This is a genomic window from Paenibacillus sp. HGF5 (assembly GCF_000204455.1).
GTDB lineage: Bacteria > Bacillota > Bacilli > Paenibacillales > Paenibacillaceae > Paenibacillus_AQ > Paenibacillus_AQ lautus_A.
On sequence record NZ_AEXS01000073.1, the window covers coordinates 1 to 18,434 of the forward strand.

An 18,434-nucleotide genomic window follows, 5' to 3' on the forward strand; every position below is an offset into this window, starting at 1 on the left:
TTCGCATCCGGACCTTCCTTGAAGGCTACAAGGCGACGGAGGACCTCAAGCTGCAGATCACCGTATCCTATCAGGGCGAGTGTGTTGCCGAGGATCAATATGCCATTCGAAGCGCGGAGCAGCTGCGGACCATCGGCCTCAGCGATTTTACGGACCATGGCCTGGGACGCCTGTGGAGCCCGGAGCATCCGAATTTATATACCATCGAATTCCGCCTTGTTCAGGATGGAGACGTCGTTGATCAGGTATCCAGCTATTTCGGGATGCGGAAGGTATCGATCGAGAACGGCAAACTGTGCCTGAATAATCGCCCGTATTTCCAGCGGCTGGTGCTGGATCAGGGTTATTTTCCCGAGGGAATCCTGACGGCGCCGTCGGATGAGGCTTTGAAGCGCGACGTGGAGCTGGCGAAGGAAATGGGATTCAACGGCGTGAGAAAGCACCAGAAAACGGAGGACCCCAGATTCCTGTATTGGTGCGACAAGCTCGGCCTGCTGCTATGGAGCGAGGCGGCCAACGCGTACGAATATTCCGAGTCGTATGTTCGCCGTTTCACGGCGGAATGGCAGGAGATCATCGAGCGGGATTATAACCATCCCTGCATCATAACCTGGGTCCCGCTGAATGAAAGCTGGGGTGTTCCCAATGTGCAGATGGAAAAGCGCCAGCAGCAGCACGGGCTCGCCATGTACCATCTAACGAAGTCGTTAGACGATAGCAGACCGGTTGTATATAACGACGGATGGGAGCATATGACCACGGACTTGGTCACCATTCACGATTATGAGAGCCGCCAGGAAGTGCTGGAAGAACGGTATGCAACAGCCGCGTCCGCGGTGGAAGCCATGCCGGCGAACCGAAGAATATTCGTCGGCGGCGCTTCCTATGACGGCCAGCCCATTCTCGTATCGGAGTTTGGCGGCATTGCCTTCAAGAAGAGCGAATGGGAGGGCTGGGGGTATTCCGGAGCCGAGAACGAGGAGGATTATCTGATCCGGCTCAAAGCCGTGGTGGATCCGATGTTCTCTTCCCCGGTGATCCAGGGATACTGCTACACGCAGCTGACGGACGTCGAGCAGGAAATCAACGGCCTGCTTACGTATGACCGTAAGCCGAAGGCGCCGCTCGAAACCATTCGCAAAATCATGACGGGACAATAGGAGGCACATGAAATGGGCGGGACGAATGCCTATGAAGGCGTATACCATAACGAGAAAGCCGTGTTTCTGCGGGCAGGAGCTTATGAAGCGGTCATGCTCCCGGATATCGGCGGTAATTTGATAGCGTTTCGGGACATCGAAAAGGGCTACCGGTTTCTGCATGAGCCGACGCCGGAGGAAATGCCGGCATTCAAAGCAAGGCCGATGATTCACGGCATACCGGTATTGTTTCCCCCGAACCGGTATCAAGATGGCCGGTTCCGGTGGAACGGCATAGTCCATCAGCTCCCGGTCAATGAAGAGGCGACGGGACATCATCTGCATGGATTCCTGTACAATATTCCATGGGTGGTGGACGAATACGGGCATACCGGGCAGGAAGCTTATGTGACCGTATCTGTCCGCGTGGATGAACAGCATCCGGTATTCGGACACTTTCCGTTCCGGTTCCGCATTCAGCTTCGTTACGGCTTAAGCGATCAGGGGTTGTCTAAGCGGGTAACGATCATCAACGCAGGCCAAGAAGCCATGCCGTGTTTGCTGGCGTTTCATACGTCCGTTAACGCGCCGTTCGCCGAGGGGGGCAACGCCCGGGATTACCGTTTAAAGCTGACCGTTGGGAAGCGATGGGAGCTGGATGGGCGAATGCTGCCTACCGGCTCCCATCAGGAACTGTCCGCGAATGAACAGGCCATGCAAGGCGCCGGCGTTTATCCGTTCTTCGAAAGCATGGATAACCACTATACCGCCGTGCCCCAGAACGGAAGGAACCGGATGGAGCTTACTGATGAGGCCGAGAAGGTCACACTGGTTTATGACGTGGGCACCTCCTACAAGCAATGGATGATTTGGAACAACCAAGCGACCGAGGGATTCTTTTGCCCCGAGCCGCAGATCAATTTGGTCAATGCCCCCAATATGGATATGCCCGCCGAAGAAATTGGGTGCTTCAGTCTCGAGCCGGACGAAATCTGGGAAGAGACCAGCCGGCTGTACGTAAAGGTAAGTCGGGGCTAAAGCCCAATAAACATAATAAAAGGAGTTCGACATGACTCAATTAACACTACCGCGTCCCGAATACCCACGCCCGCAATGGGTAAGGCCGCAATGGATCAATCTGAACGGATCATGGCAATTCGAAATCGACCATGGCCGGAGCGGTAAGGAGCGCGGGCTCCATGACCCGGGACATGAGCTGTCCGGAACGATCACCGTTCCATACTGTCCCGAAAGCAAGCTGTCCGGCGTGGAATATAAGGATTTCATGGCAGCGGTCTGGTACAAGCGGGAGTTCGAGGTGCCTAAGGACCGGAACGGCAGAATTCTGCTTCATTTCGGAGCCGTGGATTATGAGACCGAAGTCTGGGTAAACGGAGTATCCGTAGGAACGCATCGCGGGGGATATACGCCTTTTAGCTTTGATATCACATCGCATGTGAAGCCGGGCGGGAATATCGTTACCGTCTGCGCGGAAGACGATGTCCGTTCCGGACGCCAGCCGCGCGGGAAGCAAAGCGGACGATTCCATTCGCACGGCTGCGATTACACCCGCACGACGGGGATTTGGCAAACGGTATGGCTGGAGCAAGTGCCGCAGGCTTATATGTCCGACATGAAGCTGGTGGGTGACCCGGATAATGGCTGTGCCCACCTCGAGATTAAGATCAACGGAAATGCAGCAGGCCATAAACTGACCGCATCCGCCCTGTATGAGGGGAATGCGGTAGGGAATGCAAGTGCTGTCGTATCCGGGCCGTCCGTCAAACTCACCCTTCCATTGTCGGAGGTCCATTTGTGGGAAACGGGTCAGGCCAGGCTGTACGATCTGGAATTATCACTGCAAGGAGATGGCCAGGCGAGCGATACGGTCCAATCGTATTTCGGCCTCCGAACCGTCATGCTGGACGGAATGGCATTCCGCATCAACGGTAAATCCGTATTTCAACGCCTTGTGCTGGATCAAGGCTTCTATCCGGATGGAGTCTATACGGCTCCAAGCGATGAGGATCTCCGCAAAGACATCGAAATTTCGATGGGACTGGGCTTTAACGGCGCCAGGCTTCACGAGAAGATGTTTGAACCGCGTTTTCTGTACTGGGCGGACCGGTTAGGGTATCTGGTATGGGGGGAGCATGCGAATTGGGGGCTGGACATTACCACGGCCGAGGGGTTGTCCCATTTCCTGCCGGAATGGCTCGAAGGCATGGAACGCGATTTCAATCATCCGGCCCTCATCGGCTGGTGTCCTTTCAACGAGACTTGGGACCGGGATGGCGCCAAGCAAAATAACGATGTGCTGCGCATTGTGTACGAGGTCACGAAGAAGATGGACCCTACACGCCCCGTGATTGATACGAGCGGCAACTTCCATGTGGTGACCGATATATTCGATATCCACGATTATGACCAAAATCCGGAGACGTTCAAGCAGCGATATGAGCCGATGAAGAACGGTGGCGAGGTATATAACAGCTTCCCGAATAGGCAGCTGTATGGCGGCCAGCCTTATTTTATCAGCGAATACGGCGGCATCTGGTGGAATCCGGATCAGAAAGACGAGAAGTCTTGGGGTTACGGCGACAGGCCGACATCCGAAGAAGCGTTTCTGGAGCGTTATGCGGGGTTAACGAACGTGCTGCTGGACCATCCCATGATGTTCGGCTTCTGTTATACCCAGCTGTACGACGTGGAGCAGGAAGTGAACGGATTGTACACCTATGACAGACGATCGAAATTCGATCCTGAAGTGATCCGCCGCATTAACGCCCGCAAAGCCGCGATTGAAGATTAAGCACCCATAATGACCGGTATCTTGAAGTAGGCTTGTACCATGTTTGGTGTATGATTGCACATTATCCGAAAGGAACGTGACGAAAAGATGAAGGTGAATTACCGGAATAAATTGTTGCTCACGATATGCGCATTTCTTATTCTTCCGATGGGTCAGGCGACGCATGCGGCCACGCTTCAGAACAACTTCTATAACGTGGTCATGCAGGATGGAGCGGATCCTTGGGTGTATAAACACACAGACGGCTTTTACTACTTCACGAAAACGACCGGCGGCAATGTGACGATATGGAAGTCCGCCCAGCTTACCACGGTGGACGCGGCTCCGACGAGGGTCGTGGAAACGGGCTGCTGCGGGATCTGGGCTCCCGAATTGCATTACATCAATGGCGCCTGGTACATCTACTATGCCAAGGATGACGGGGATAACGTCAACCACCGCATGTATGTTATGGAGAACACGTCGGCGGACCCGACGCAGGGAACCTGGCAGTACAAAGGCCAGATAACGGACCCGACAAACAAATGGGCGATTGACGGCACGGTGCTGCAGGTTAACGGTGAGCTGTATTTTATCTGGTCCGGCTGGGAAGGGGACACCAATGTGCGGCAGAATCTGTACATCGCCCATATGAGCAACCCTTGGACGATTGATTCAAGCCGCGTCGAAATCGCAAGGCCTACGCACAGCTGGGAAACGAATCATTCCCCGCATGTAAACGAAGGACCCCAGGTGGTTGTACGCGGCGGCGTCATCAGCCTGGTGTACTCGGCAAGCGGAAGCTGGACCAATGATTATTGCCTCGGCCTGATCACGGCAAGCACAACCAGCGATTTGCTGAAACCGGCTTCATGGACCAAACGCAGCCAGCCTATATTCAAGTCCGGCAACGGGCTGTACGGCCCGGGCCACCATTCGTTTACCAAGTCACCCGACGGTACGGAGGACTGGATGCTATACCATGTCGCCAAGTATAACAACGCGGGATGGAACCGTGAGGTCCGAGCGCAGAAATTCACATGGCACGCCGACCATACGCCGAACCTCGGCGTTCCGGCGAATCCGAATGCTCCGATAGCGCTGCCTTCCGGCGAAGCGGCGCACACCCGTTATGAAGGTGAGGAGGGAACGTTCGGCGGCGTCGCCTATGCATCCCAAAGCCCTAACGGTTCGGGAGGCATGAAAGCAGGACATATCGATACGCCGGAGAGCTACGTGGAATTTTCGGTGCATGCCCCGTCAGCAGGCGACTACATTTTGCTGGCCCGCACGGCAAATGGAACGGCCGGAGGGAATTGGTCCCATCTTATGCTCAGCGTGAATGCCGGAACGGCCGACAAATTCCATATTACGAATAAAGGGTGGGAGAACTGGGGCCTGTCCACAGCGCGGGTTCAGTTAAAGGCCGGCGTGAACACGATACGTTTTTCAAAAGGCGAAGGATACGGAGAAATCGACTTCTTTGACATCAAGCCGGCGAATTAGGACCAGCGGATGGCTTAGTCAACCGAAAAATGAAGTGCTGCAAGCTCGATCATGGATGGCTTCCGGTTCTCCCGGAAGCCATTTCTGGCTAAGAAGGGACTGGTTTTCTTCGCCGTATCCAGGCTGCTCATGCACTATGGCAAGATGCAGGGAAATCGCGGATGTAAGCCCTTGCAGGCATGATTGTTTTTCATTTCATTAAGAGATAAGATGAAAGGTAATGAATATGTTTAAAGGAGAGCGGATTTGTGCTGGAACTTGGTTTTAACGACCCGGAAAGACTGGTCACGGTAGCTCATGCCTTGTCAACGCGTTCTCGGGTGGATATTCTGAGGCTCTTGAATTCCAAGAACCTGAATATCATCGAAATCGCCGAGAAACTCAAACTTCCCGTTTCGACGGTGGCGAGCAACATCAAAGTGCTGGAAGCGGCCGAGTTAATCAATACGGAATTGCTCCCGGCTTCGCGCGGGGCCATGAAGGTGTGCAGCCGGAATTATGATGATATCCATATTGCGTTGAATTTGAAGAATTCGGTTCCTAAAGGAGTCACGCATGTCTATGAAGTCGATATGCCGATCGGCCATTACAGCGATTGCGAAGTGGCGCCTACCTGCGGAATGGCCAATGCGGACGGGTACATCATTAAGGAAGACGAACCGGCGAGCTTTTACCATCCTAAGCACGTGAATGCCCAGATCATCTGGCTTCGCAAGGGATACCTGGAATACTTGATGCCGATGGATATTCCGGCCGGAGCACGAATCGAATCGCTGGAACTATCCATGGAGATGTGCTCCGAGGCCCCCAATTATGATCATAATTGGCCTTCGAATATTTCGGTGTGGGTCAATGGCGTGGAGATCGGCATGTGGACAAGCCCCGGCGATTTCGGGGATCGCCGCGGCAAGCTGAACCCGAACTGGTGGTACGATTGGGCAACGCAATACGGGTTTCTCAAAATATGGCGCGTGGATGATGAGAAAACAACGCTGGATATGGAGAAGATATCGAGCGTTACTTTGGATCAGTTGAATATTACTGCAAGCCCCAAACTGCGGCTGCGCATCGGCATCAAACCCGATGCCGTGAATCAGGGAGGGTTGAATCTGTTCGGCCGCCAGTTTGGCGATCACGAACAGAATATCATCATGCAGGTGAAATATACGATGGATCAGGATGAGGAAGAGCTTTGATTAATGGCCGCAGGGTCAGTTGTCACCGAGCAATTCATAAATGGCAGTGCAGAGTTTTTTCTGCACTGTCATTTTTTTATGTGCTCCTCGAATAAGGTTCATTTCACACCCGCTCGCCATTCATTCTCTGACATGTTTAGCTGCTATAACAGGAAACTGTTCCAACATTTTCGGATTGAAGCAGCCCATTATGGAGTTGTGACCGAGCAATCCGGGCTCCATGGTCAGGTATGCTCCTGCTTAAAATTTGAGACAAAAATGAAACATCGCCAATTTTTTAATATATTACACTAGTTATTGGATCAACGCTCCTCAGCATCTGCAAGTGAAAAGCTTGTTTAATCATACTGAGATGGAAAATGGCTGACAGTGTCTCGTAAACACACCCGAACATACATGTCCTTCTGAATTTTTTACAATAGGGTGGAGTTCATGAAACACGTAATTAGTCCCGTTCGTCTCTGGGGAGGAAAGAACAAGATGAACAACAATCGACAACGGAAGCATAGCTTTTTGGTTTTCGTATTGACGGCAGTACTGATTTGGTTCGGTATGCCGCCTGTCAATGAAGTATCGGCAGAAGGTCCCGTAGGTCCGGTATCTTTAACCGAAGGTTATGGAAATGTGACTCTGCCTTCTAATGAAGGAGAAGTCGTGAAGGAGGAAGAGGACGGATCTGACGAATCTTTCTCAGCCGGAAAGGAAGAGGAGGTGTCTGCGCCGGATGATGGCGCCAAGCAAGCAAAGGAAGACGATATCCGGGCATTCGGCATATTTGCAGGCGGAGACGGCTCACTGGAGTTTCCCTACCTAATCGAGACAGCAGAGCAGCTGGACGCTGTCCGGAATAACCTTGAGGCCCATTACCTTTTGACTCATGATATTGATCTGTCAGGCTTTGCTTTGGTAGGTGGCTGGGAACCGATCGGGATTGATTCGGCCAGATTCAGTGGGACATTCGACGGGCAGGGGCATCGCATTACCGGATTGGGGATAGGTGCTCATTATTGGAGCCCCTTGGGTTTGTTTGGTTTTGTCGGTGACAGCGGAATTATTGAAAATGTCATTCTTGAAGACGTGAGGGTAGGCGTAGGAAGTTATTATCACGGAAGTTCAGGCGGGGCTGCTGGAATTAGCTACGGCACGATCCGAGAAGTGTATGTGACGGGAACTGTAGAAGGATCCCATTATTCCGGCGGTTTGGCAGGAATGAACTACGGCCTGATTGACGGCTCCTCTTTTTCAGGGACGGTAGCAGGCTTAGTCGGCGTCGGTGGTCTGACAGGAGAAAATGACGGTGAAATGAGCAGATCCTATGCTTCGGCGCAAGTCTCTGGAGATGATAACGTTGGAAGCCTTGCAGGACGCAACGACGGCCGGATTCATTCATCATATGCCACGGGAACCGTGAATGGACGACAGTTCTCCGGCGGTTTGGTTGGCGTTAATTTGGATAGCGGCATGATTAGCGACACTTACTTTTCCGGAACCATATCAGGAGCAGGCTACGGTATCGGGGGGCTGGTTGGGATCAACCATGGCTCGGTGGATTCATCCTATTGGAATACGAGTGCATATAATTCGGCCTTTCCTGATAACGGGATCGGAACGCCGGTGCCCGGGGACGAAATGAAGCAGTACGAGATATATGATCATTGGGATTTTGAGGATACTTGGTACCTCTATAACGGGCAGACGCTGCCGTTTCTTCAATGGGAGAATCCGTTTGAAAGAACAGTTGTCACGATGGATTCCCAACCATTGGATGTTGGGGACAGTACTCAAATGGTAGTGACCGCTAATCATCAAAAACAGTCGTCGTTTATTGCAACGAACAACGCTGATTATGCTGTCAGTGAGGGGGAATCTATTGTTGATGTTGGTCAAGAGGGACAGGTTACAGCGAAAGCTCCAGGGAAAGCGGTGATTAGCATCTCGTTGCACGGCGAAACCACCCAGATTGAAGTAACTGTTCATCCGTATACTATCACAGGCGTCATGGAGCCTGATGCGTTAACTGTCGCTAACGGAACGCCCGTCGATGAAATAGGCCTGCCGGATACGGTCCAAGTGACGTTGAGCCCGGGTCAATTGAGGAAATCCGCTGAGGTGGAATGGAGCTCGGCAGATGAGAATCATCCTTATCAGGCTGCAATCCCAGGCATCTATGTCTTCACGGGCAGTTTGGTGAATTTAACGGAAGATATGGCCAATCCGGATGGTATGAAGACAACGATCCATGTAACGGTGGGGCAAAGCTTTATCGTCAAGGTGAACGATATTCCAGCTATCCGGGTAAGCCACGGTACCCCAAAATCCTCCATTACTCTTCCTGAGCAGGTAGAGGTTAGATTAAGTCATGGCGGTACTGCCAAGGCAAATGTGATTTGGGACCATGAAGAACCGGCGTATAATGGACTGCAAGCAGGTGACTACATATTCAAGGGCTCCTTGGAGTTGCCGGAGGGCGTTATCAACCCGGACCAATTACATGCAGTTGTTCATGTCACCGTTCTTGAAAAAAGCGGGGATGGAGGTTCAAGCGGAAGTAACGGCTCCGGGGTGAGCGGCGGGACAGATGAACTGCCGGACAACACATGCGTAAACGGAACGAAAGGAAAAACGATTCCATTTCCTAATGGTAGGATCATTATACCGAAGAGTGCTTGGAACGCGGGGTTTTGTCTCAACTTTAAGGTTATCCAGGACACTAGCGGGCTACCATTAACTGAAACCGATCGGTTTGTCGGCCAAGTGATCGAAATTACGAAGAATTGGACTGGAGCTTTTCACAAAGAGGTCACCCTCAACCTGCAATTTGGAACCGATGCCATCAACCATGAAGAGGATGCCGTGAGTCTTTATTGGCTGGACGAAAAAACGAGCGAATGGATCGAACTAAAGAACATCAAAGTGGATTGGGACCAGAGGACCGTGACCGGGTCAATCGATCATTTGGCCAAATTTGCGGTGATCGCTACAACGGTTAAAAAAGAAGTCGATGTCAACCCTGAGAGAGATTTCACCGATATTGATGGCCATTGGGCTAAGGACATGATTAACCAGGTGGCTCGAATCGGCGTAATTAGTGGTTATTTGGACGGCTCCTTTAAACCTGAACGTCCCATTAGCAGAGCGGAATTTGTATCCCTGCTCGTTCGTTCCCTCAACATGGAGGAGAGAAGCGGACATGTTTTCCCCGATTCAGATGGCCATTGGGCACAGGATATGATTGCGACAGCCCAAGCCTACGGGATCATCGAGGGATATACGGCAACGTACTTCGGAGTGAATGATCCGATTACACGTGAGCAGATGGCCGTGATGGTCATGCGATGGGCGGGATTATCCGCAGCGGAAGGAGCGCCGGCATTTATGGATCAGGATAGCGTTTCCTCATGGGCCCGTGAAGCGACGGCGGCAATGTCGGAGCAGGGAGTCATGACAGGCTATCCAGATGGCAGTTTTCTTCCTAAGAAAAAAGTAACCCGTGCTGAGGCCGTGGTCCTTCTCCTCCGAGCTATGGAATTGAAAAGGCCCGTACGAGACGGCCGTGTCATAAACTCGGGCGAGTTGGATGAACAGACGGCCGCTGCAAGCAAAGGACATTGAGATCATGCAGAATTTATTAATACCCGGATCGCGCGAAGAGCGTTGAACCGGGTGTTTTTATTGTCCGCGATTCAAACCAACAAGCCCGCCTGTCGTGAATCGGGTTTGAAGAAATCCATATACTCCGCAAAAGTTTGTTGCAGACAGCCTATTCTTCTCCCGGTTTACATTCCGTTTAAATAGCGGTGATACGATTCAAACATCATCCATTAGCGAAGAGGAGGAAATCATAATGGAGCATGGATACAAAAAGAAATTAGAGCCAACCCCTGGTGACTTGGCCGTTGAGGCGTACGGTCTGGTCAAAACCTTCGGCGATAACCGCGCCGTGGACGGCGTGGATTTGAACGTGCGCGCCGGCACGATTTATGGCGTGTTGGGACCGAACGGCGCAGGCAAGACGACGACCATCCGAATGCTGGCCACCTTGTTAAAGCCGGATGCGGGTTCGGCCCGAATCTTCGGGCACGATGTGCTGACGGAATCGCAGATTGTCCGTCAGTTGATCGGGGTGACCGGCCAATATGCCTCGGTGGATGAATCGCTCAGCGCTACGGAGAATCTGATCATCTTCTCCCGCTTGTTGGGGCTGGGACGCACGGAGGCACGGCGGAAGGCGGGTGAGCTGCTTGAGGAATTCGGGTTGTCGGAAGCCGCCAAACGGCCGCTCAAACATTTCTCCGGCGGCATGCGGAGAAGATTGGATCTGGCGGCTAGCCTCATTGCCCAGCCGCCGCTCATCTTCCTGGATGAACCGACGACGGGGCTGGATCCCAGGACGCGTTCCCAGATGTGGGATACGATCCGCCGATTGGTGAAAACCGGCTCAACGGTGCTGCTGACCACGCAGTACCTGGAAGAGGCGGATCAACTGGCAGACCGCATTGCGGTCATCGATTACGGACGGGTCGTAGCCGAGGGGACGGCGGATGAACTGAAGATGTCGGTGGGGACTTCCTCGCTGCACTTGACCGTCCAGGATGCAGTGGATATGGGCCGCGCCCGCCACACCGTGGAACAGGTGCTAGGCGTTCATGCTAACATATCGCCGGAAGCCGGAAAGATAACGGCGCCGATGGCTAATGCGGGTCTTGTTACAGACCTGTTGATTGAGTTGCGTACGGCAGGCATCGGCTTGTCCGAGATGAGCGTGCAGAAGCCGACCCTGGATGAGGTGTTCCTGACGATCACCGGCCACGGCGTGAAGGAAGACGATGCCCTATCGTCTAATGAATCCAACGATAGAGAGGTGACAAGAGTATGAGCAGCACGATCATGAAATCAGGGACGGAACGCCGGCTTAAGAACCGCACGAGTTTCGGTCAGACGGTTCGAAACTCGTTGACGATGGCCTACCGGGGTCTGCTGAAGCTCCGGCGCACGCCCGAGCAGTTGTTTGACGTTACGTTCCAGCCCATTATTTTCACGCTGATGTTCACCTATATTTTTGGCGGCGCCATCTCCGGCGACGTGGCCAGTTATTTGCCGGTCATCATTCCCGGCATCCTCGTTCAAACCGTGATTACGACCTCCGTCGTCACAGGCGTGCAGCTGCGCGAGGATATGGATAAAGGCGTATTCGACCGATTCAAGTCGCTGCCGATTGCGCGCATTGCTCCGCTTGCAGGCGCCCTGCTGGCAGATACCGTTCGTTATACCATTGCAACGGTGCTTACCTTTTCGATGGGATACGTCATGGGTTACCGCCCCGGCGGAGGCTTAGGTTACGTTGCTCTTGCCGCGCTGATCGTCATTGTATGCTCATGGGCCATCAGCTGGATATTCGCGTTCTTCGGCGTGATTGCAAGATCCGCCTCCGGCGTGCAGGGGATATCGATGATCGTGCTGTTTCCGCTCACGTTTCTCTCCAACGCGTTCGTGCCGGTAGATACGATGCCGGGTTGGCTGCAGTGGTTCGTGAACATCAACCCGATATCGCATCTGGTGACGGCTGTCCGGGATCTGACGAACTCCGGAACCGTGGGCTGGGATCTGACGATATCCTTGGTCGGCGCCGCGATCATCGTGGCGATTTTTGCTCCGATCACGGTTCGTGCATACATGCGCCGCACCTGATATTCTGGGGACACCTCCGGCTGTATCACCCATGCTGCCGGGGGAAGCAGCACTTCCGTCCAAAACGGAGTTGACATCGATTTATTAATTCACTATACTGTCTGTAATCTTATAAGCGACATACGTTGAAAGAGCCCAGTAGCAGCTTGGTCCCTGTTCTAGAAAGCCGGGGGCGATGGAACCCGGTACATACCAACGCAGCGAATTACACTCTGGAGTATCTCGGGTAATGCCGAGCGGAAACGGCGAACGATACCTCGTCTAATGAGCGGCATGAATGGCGCGCGGCAAGCGTTGCAGACCATTCGTGCAATCTGGGTGGTAACACGGTTATTAATCGTCCCTATGTCTGTAACAGACAAGGGGCGATTTTTTGTTTTTTCAACAGATGGGCGTTTCGTTATAAGGAAAAATTATGTATTGAAGGAGTGTTAACGCTGTGAATATTATCGACGAACTGGAATGGCGCGATGCGATCAACCAACAGACGGATGCCGAAGGCCTCCGGGAGCTTACGAATGAAAAGTCGATTTCGCTGTATTGCGGCGTGGATCCTACGGGCGACAGCATGCATATCGGTCACCTGATTCCCTTCATCATGCTCAAACGCTTCCAGCTTGCCGGGCATCGTCCGGTCATTCTGATCGGGGGCGCAACCGGCACCATCGGGGATCCAAGCGGACGTCAAACCGAGCGCTCCCTGCAGACGCTGGAGCAGGTTCAAGCTAACGTGGACGCGCTGACAGGACAAATGAAAAAGCTCTTCGTGACGGAGGGCGACAATCAAATCCGCATGGTCAACAACTACGACTGGACGCATAAGATCAACATTATCGAATTCCTGCGCGATTACGGGAAGAACTTCAGCATCAACTCGATGCTGGCGAAGGACGTGGTTGCGAGCCGGCTTGACAGCGGGATTTCGTTTACGGAATTCTCCTACCAAATCCTGCAGTCGGTCGATTACCTGCATCTGTACCAGCATGAGGACGTGCAGCTGCAAATCGGCGGATCGGACCAATGGGGCAACATTACAAGCGGACTGGATTTGATCCGGAAGAAGGAAGGACCCGAAGCCAAAGCCTTTGGCCTGACCATACCGCTCATGCTGAAGGCCGACGGCACGAAGTTCGGCAAAACGGCCGGCGGCGCGATCTGGCTTGACCCGAACAAAACGACGCCGTTCGAGTTCTACCAGTTCTGGGCGAACACCGACGACCGCGACGTCGTCAAATACTTGAAATACTTCACCTTCCTGACCAAGGAGCAAATTGACGAGCTGGCCGAAAAGGTGCAGAGTGAGCCGCATAAACGCGAAGCGCAAAAAACGCTGGCCGAGGAAATGACGAGATTCGTGCACGGCGAGGAGATGCTGGAGCAGGCCAAGCGCATCACGGCGGCTCTGTTCAGCGGCGATATTAAATCGCTCACGGCCGATGAGATCGAGCAGGGCTTCAAGGAGATGCCGACGTTCGAAGCGACGCCGGAAACGAAGAATATCGTGGACTGGCTCGTGGATCTGGGCATCGAGCCTTCCAAGCGGCAAGCGCGCGAGGATATCACCAAAGGCGCGATCTCGATGAACGGCGAGCGCGTCAGCGATTTGGGCCACGAGGTGACAGCCGACCAGGCGATTGGCGGCCGGTTTATCATCATTCGCAAGGGCAAGAAAAACTATAGTTTGGTGAAAATGTCCTAGAAGGGTAACCATCAGGGAAAAGGGGTCTCCCCGGACGAACGCACCCGCAAAAGCCGCTAAACACTGTTCATGTGCTTAGCGGCTTTTCGTATGATCAGGTTAGCCAGAATCTTCTGGTTGGCCTTTATATTAGAGATGAGAAAAACTTCGAAGGCTTACTCTCCTGATCTCGACAAAAAAATGCTGTATGCGGTCTGTCTTCGAGAGGGTACGCTGATTGTCGTTATTCTTTTATTTGAAAGTTTCTCTCTTTTAATAGGATAATATCTGTAGCGTTAAAGGAGGTAGATTATAGCATGAACATTCAACTGCAGACCGAGCTGTGCGATCGGTTTGGCATCCGTTATCCGCTTATATTGGCTGGAATGGCCGGGGGGCCGACAACCGTTGAGCTGGTCGCCGCCGTATCCAACGCAGGCGGGCTCGGCACGCTGGGTGCGGCTTATATGGAGCCGGCCGCCATTCGCCATAGCATCCAGGAAATCCGCAAGCGGACGGATAAGCCTTTTGCCGTCAACCTTTTTGCGTCCCGGGCCTCGGATCACCAGGAGCGAATCGAAGATGTTCAACAGGAGTTAAACCGGATGCGCGGCGACCTTGGCATTCCCCATGCGGGATCGGATCACGTAACAACGCCCGATTGGTTTGAGCAGCAATTCGCGGTTCTGCTCGAAGAGAAGGTGCCCGTTATCAGCACGGCATTCGGTATTCCGGATGAGCCCCTCATGCGGCAAGCGAAAGAAGCTAAGCTGCTTGTGGTTGCGATGGCAACCACGGTGCGCGAAGCTATCCTGGCCGAGCAAGCAGGCTGCGACGCCGTCGTTGCCCAAGGCAGCGAAGCGGGGGGACATCGGGGCACGTTTGATATTTCGGAGCACCCGATGGGGGCCCAAATCGGAACGTTTGCTTTGGTGCCGCAGATCGTGGACCGGGTCAAGATTCCCGTCATTGCCGCCGGGGGCGTCATGGATGGACGCGGACTCGTGGCCTCGCTTGTTCTTGGCGCCCAAGCCGTTCAGATGGGGACGCGGTTTCTGACGGCGGCCGAATCGGGTGCGCATGAGGTTTACCAGCAAGCGCTGCTTTGCAGCACGGAAGAGAGCACGGTCATTACCAAAGCGTTCTCGGGGCGGCCGGCGAGAGGCATCCGCAATGCTTTCATTAAGCAATGGGATGCAAGCGGCTTAGAGCCGCTGCCTTTTCCTACGCAGAATACGGTGACCCGCGACATACGAAATGCCGCCAATCGCCAAAGCAATCCGGAATATATGTCCTTATGGGCAGGGCAAGGCACAAGAGGGCTCACTTCGGGGCAACCGGCAGCAGATATCGTAGCCGAGACGATCCAAGAAGCGCTGTTGATTTGTCCATATCGCAACTCCGTCGATGAGAGCTGAGAGAGGTTATGCGTCAAAACTTAAGAAATTCATCATGCAGCAGGCCGCCTAAGGAAGAACCTTTGGGTGGCCTGCCTGCCTTTTTGTCAGAAAGCGTAAGTATCTCGCCAAACTTGAAGGATGGCTTAATCATCATATAAAACCTTCTCACTAATTTCGACACTTCGACCGTTCAGTCGGAATCGCTGCATTACGTTGTTCCGGCGCAACACCCATCACCTCGCTTTTGGATCGGACTCTTGTTAAAGCCCTTATAAAATCTTTCATCGTATGCCCAACCCGTCCAATCATGCTTCTGGTTCGACTGCAGTGAGCGGAGGTAGCGGTTAAGAGGGAAAACCCTGCATCCGTCGAACACTTAAACATAGTAAACAATAAGTTGAAAACTGCTGCAATGACGGCATAACGGGGGTTATGATGTCCACGACGATTTTGTCCACGAAATTATACATTCCTTCTCCACGGTCCCAAGCTGTCCTTCGTCCCAGGCTGATCGAACGTTTGAACGAGGGGCTGCGTCTGCACCGGAAGCTGACCACGATTTCGGCCTCTGCCGGGAGCGGCAAAACCACGCTGCTCAGCCAATGGATCGGGGGCTGTCCGCATCCTGTTGCCTGGCTGTCCTTGGAAAAGGAGGATCGTGAGCCATCCAGATTTTTCGCTTACCTCTTGGCTGCCCTGCAAACCATCGGGGTTGATGTCGGAGAGAGGATGGTGAGTACACTCCAGGCTCCCTCACCGCATCCTCTGCCAAACGAAGCCATCGTTATGGCCATGCTGAATAAAATCACGGCCAAACCGGACCGTGTCATCCTTGTGCTTGACGATTACCACGTCCTTGATTCCAAACCGATAGACCGCGCTCTTGGCTTTCTCATTGAGCACATGCCGCCGCAGATGCATGTGGTTATCGCCAGCCGCAAGGATCCCGATCTGCCCGTGGCCCGGCTCCGTGCAAGGAACCAGCTGACGGAAGTACGGACACCGGATTTGCGGTTCACTTCCACTGAAACCTCCGAATTCATGTGGCATGTGATGGGGCTGGACCTGTCCGGGGAGGATGCAGCGCTTGTTGCATCCCGTACGGAAGGCTGGATCGCCGGCCTGCAGTTAGCGGCGCTGTCCTTGCAGGGCCATCCAGACGCTGCGGGCTTTATACGATCCTTCAGCGGCAGCCACCGCTACGTACTGGACTATTTGATTGAAGAAGTGCTGGAGCGGCAGCCTGAGAGCGTGCAGGATTTTTTGCTGCGCACTTCCATTCTCGACCGGCTGTGCGGTTCCTTGTGCGAGTACGTTTTGCATAGGGAGGACGGTGATTCCCCGACGGCCGCCGTTTCCGGACAAGAAACCCTGGAGTACCTGGAACGCGCCAATCTGTTCATCGTTCCGCTAGATAACGAGCGGAGCTGGTACCGGTATCATCATTTGTTCTCGGATGCGCTGCGGCAACGCCTGTCCCGAAAAGGCAACGATGCCGAAGACGGGAAGAGGATCGTGACCGAACTGCATCGGCTTGCCAGCGACTGGCATGATCGTCATGATTTTCGGCTGGAGGCTTTCCAGCATGCGGCTGCTGCCCAGGACGTGGATCGCGCCGCGCGTCTGATTGAAGGGGAGGGGATGCCCCTGATCTTCCGTGGAGCGATCCACCCTGTGCTCGATTGGCTGGATTCCCTGCCGAAGGCGGAAATGGACGCAAGGCCCGCGCTTTATGTCATGCACGCCTCCGCTCTGCTGATGGTCGGCCAAATGAGCGGTGTCGAACGCAAACTTCAAGCCGCCGAGATTCATTTGCCAGCCGAGGATGACGGCAATATGCGTGATCTCATAGGACATATTGCCTCCATACGTGCGACGCTTGCCGTCAGCAAGCATCAGCCGGAAGCCATTATGACGGAATCGCGACGGGCCTTGGAATATCTAAGTCCGCATAATCTGCCTGTCCGCACGGCCTCGATGTGGACGCTGGGATACGCTTACCAGCTCCGGGGCGATCGTGCCGCGGCAGGGCAGGCTTATCATGAGGCCGTTGCTATCAGTCAGAAGATCGGACATTTCATGATCGCCATGATGGCAACGCTCGGAATTGGACTTCTTCAGGAAGCGGATAATCAATTATATGCAGCCGCCGTGACCTATCGAAGCGTTCTGGAGTTGGCGGGTGACCCTCCGCCGCCGGCTGCATGCGAAGCGCATTTGGGCTTGGCCCGAATCTGCCGTGAGTGGAATGACCTCGATGCCGCTGAACGGCATGGGCTGAAGGCCCTTCAATTAGCCGCGCAGTTTGAACAAACGGACAGAGCCGTAGCATGCGAGGTGTTTCTCGCGAGGCTGAAGCTAGAGCGGGGTGCGGTGAGCGAAGCCGCCGCCATGTTAGCTAAGGCGGATTGCCTCGCCCGTCAGCAGCAGTTCATGAATCAGCTCCCCTTCATTGCCGAAGCGCAGGTCCTTGTCCTGCTTCAACAAGGAAATTTCAATGAAGCCTCCCAGCTGGCGCAGGAGCATGGGCTCCGTCTCAGCCAGGCCAGGGTTTTGTTGGTTAAAGGGGATGCGGGGGCCGCCCTGACGATCATCGAACCCTTGCGCGCGCAGATGGAAGCTAAGGAATGGGCCGACGAGCAGCTCAAGGTCATGGTCGTGCTGGCCCTGGCTCTGCATGCCCAGGGCGATAGGCTGAAAGCTGCCCGGATCGCCGCAAATGCTGTGGCGATGGCCGAGCCCGGCGGTTTTATCCGGTTATTCGTCGATGAAGGGCCACCGATGCAGGAGCTGCTCAGAGCAGCATCTGCCAGCCAACCGATACGAGAGGCAGCCGGAACCCAAGCGATGCATGATTATCTGGAGAAGCTGCTGCATGCTTTTGAGATTGAAGGACTGGAAAGCGCGGGCAAGTCCTCTCCAAGCCAGCTTCAGCTTGCGGAGTCTCTGATCGAGCCCCTGAGTCGGCGGGAATTGGAGGTGCTGCGTCTCATCGCCCAAGGACTGTCCAATCGACAGATCAGCGAAAAGCTTTTT

General features: G+C 53.9%; 11 protein-coding genes and 1 other annotated feature. All 11 genes read left to right on the plus strand.

The features are described 5' to 3' along the window. Positions 1 to 1,160: glycoside hydrolase family 2 protein (locus tag HMPREF9412_RS12395; protein ID WP_009591886.1), on the plus strand; the 1,160-nt coding region annotated here is incomplete at its 5' end. Between the two features lie 12 nt (positions 1,161 to 1,172). Continuing rightward, on the plus strand, positions 1,173 to 2,177 hold the full coding sequence (locus tag HMPREF9412_RS12400) for an aldose 1-epimerase (protein WP_009591888.1): 1,005 nt from the start codon (positions 1,173 to 1,175) through the stop codon (positions 2,175 to 2,177). A gap of 31 nt (positions 2,178 to 2,208) precedes the next feature. Beyond that, positions 2,209 to 3,951 carry a glycoside hydrolase family 2 protein gene (locus HMPREF9412_RS12405; protein ID WP_009591891.1) on the plus strand — a complete coding sequence of 581 codons (1,743 nt, stop codon included), beginning with the start codon at positions 2,209 to 2,211 and terminating at the stop codon, positions 3,949 to 3,951. Positions 3,952 to 4,038: 87 nt separating this feature from the next. After that, positions 4,039 to 5,436, plus strand: coding sequence for a family 43 glycosylhydrolase (locus HMPREF9412_RS12410; protein ID WP_036672058.1), 1,398 nt, complete (start codon positions 4,039 to 4,041; stop codon positions 5,434 to 5,436). A gap of 248 nt (positions 5,437 to 5,684) precedes the next feature. Continuing rightward, entirely contained in the window at positions 5,685 to 6,632 is a 948-nt protein-coding gene (locus tag HMPREF9412_RS12415; RefSeq protein WP_009591885.1) for an ArsR/SmtB family transcription factor, read from the plus strand. A 480-nt stretch (positions 6,633 to 7,112) separates the two neighbouring features. Beyond that, on the plus strand, positions 7,113 to 10,244 hold the full coding sequence (locus tag HMPREF9412_RS12420; protein ID WP_009591881.1) for an S-layer homology domain-containing protein: 3,132 nt from the start codon (positions 7,113 to 7,115) through the stop codon (positions 10,242 to 10,244). A gap of 232 nt (positions 10,245 to 10,476) precedes the next feature. Further along, a complete protein-coding gene (gene tetA(58) / locus HMPREF9412_RS12425) occupies positions 10,477 to 11,508 on the plus strand; it encodes a tetracycline efflux ABC transporter Tet(58) subunit A (RefSeq protein ID WP_009591883.1) in 1,032 nt (343 codons plus the stop codon). Beyond that, complete coding sequence (gene tetB(58) / locus HMPREF9412_RS12430; protein ID WP_009591880.1) at positions 11,505 to 12,320, plus strand: tetracycline efflux ABC transporter Tet(58) subunit B; 816 nt, start codon at positions 11,505 to 11,507, stop codon at positions 12,318 to 12,320. The genes tetA(58) and tetB(58) overlap by 4 nt, the downstream gene beginning before the upstream one ends. Positions 12,321 to 12,436: 116 nt before the next feature. Continuing rightward, positions 12,437 to 12,668: a binding site (T-box leader), on the plus strand. Between the two features lie 91 nt (positions 12,669 to 12,759). After that, positions 12,760 to 14,019: a tyrosine--tRNA ligase gene (tyrS, locus tag HMPREF9412_RS12435; protein WP_009591882.1), complete on the plus strand. Its 1,260-nt coding sequence runs from the start codon at positions 12,760 to 12,762 to the stop codon at positions 14,017 to 14,019. Between the two features lie 263 nt (positions 14,020 to 14,282). Next, positions 14,283 to 15,416, plus strand: a complete 1,134-nt coding sequence (locus HMPREF9412_RS12440; protein ID WP_302621993.1) for an NAD(P)H-dependent flavin oxidoreductase — start codon at positions 14,283 to 14,285, stop codon at positions 15,414 to 15,416. A 414-nt stretch (positions 15,417 to 15,830) separates the two neighbouring features. Beyond that, on the plus strand, positions 15,831 to 18,434 hold a 2,604-nt coding region (locus HMPREF9412_RS12445; RefSeq protein WP_254664040.1), incomplete at its 3' end, for a LuxR C-terminal-related transcriptional regulator.

Bases quoted from the DNA above. Each gene is read 5' to 3' on its own strand.
- HMPREF9412_RS12410 (WP_036672058.1), top strand. From the start codon at position 4,039: ATGAAGGTGAATTACCGGAATAAATTGTTGCTCACGATATGCGCATTT.
- HMPREF9412_RS12420 (WP_009591881.1), top strand. From the start codon at position 7,113: ATGAACAACAATCGACAACGGAAGCATAGCTTTTTGGTTTTCGTATTG.
- HMPREF9412_RS12400 (WP_009591888.1), top strand. From the start codon at position 1,173: ATGGGCGGGACGAATGCCTATGAAGGCGTATACCATAACGAGAAAGCC.
- HMPREF9412_RS12405 (WP_009591891.1), top strand. From the start codon at position 2,209: ATGACTCAATTAACACTACCGCGTCCCGAATACCCACGCCCGCAATGG.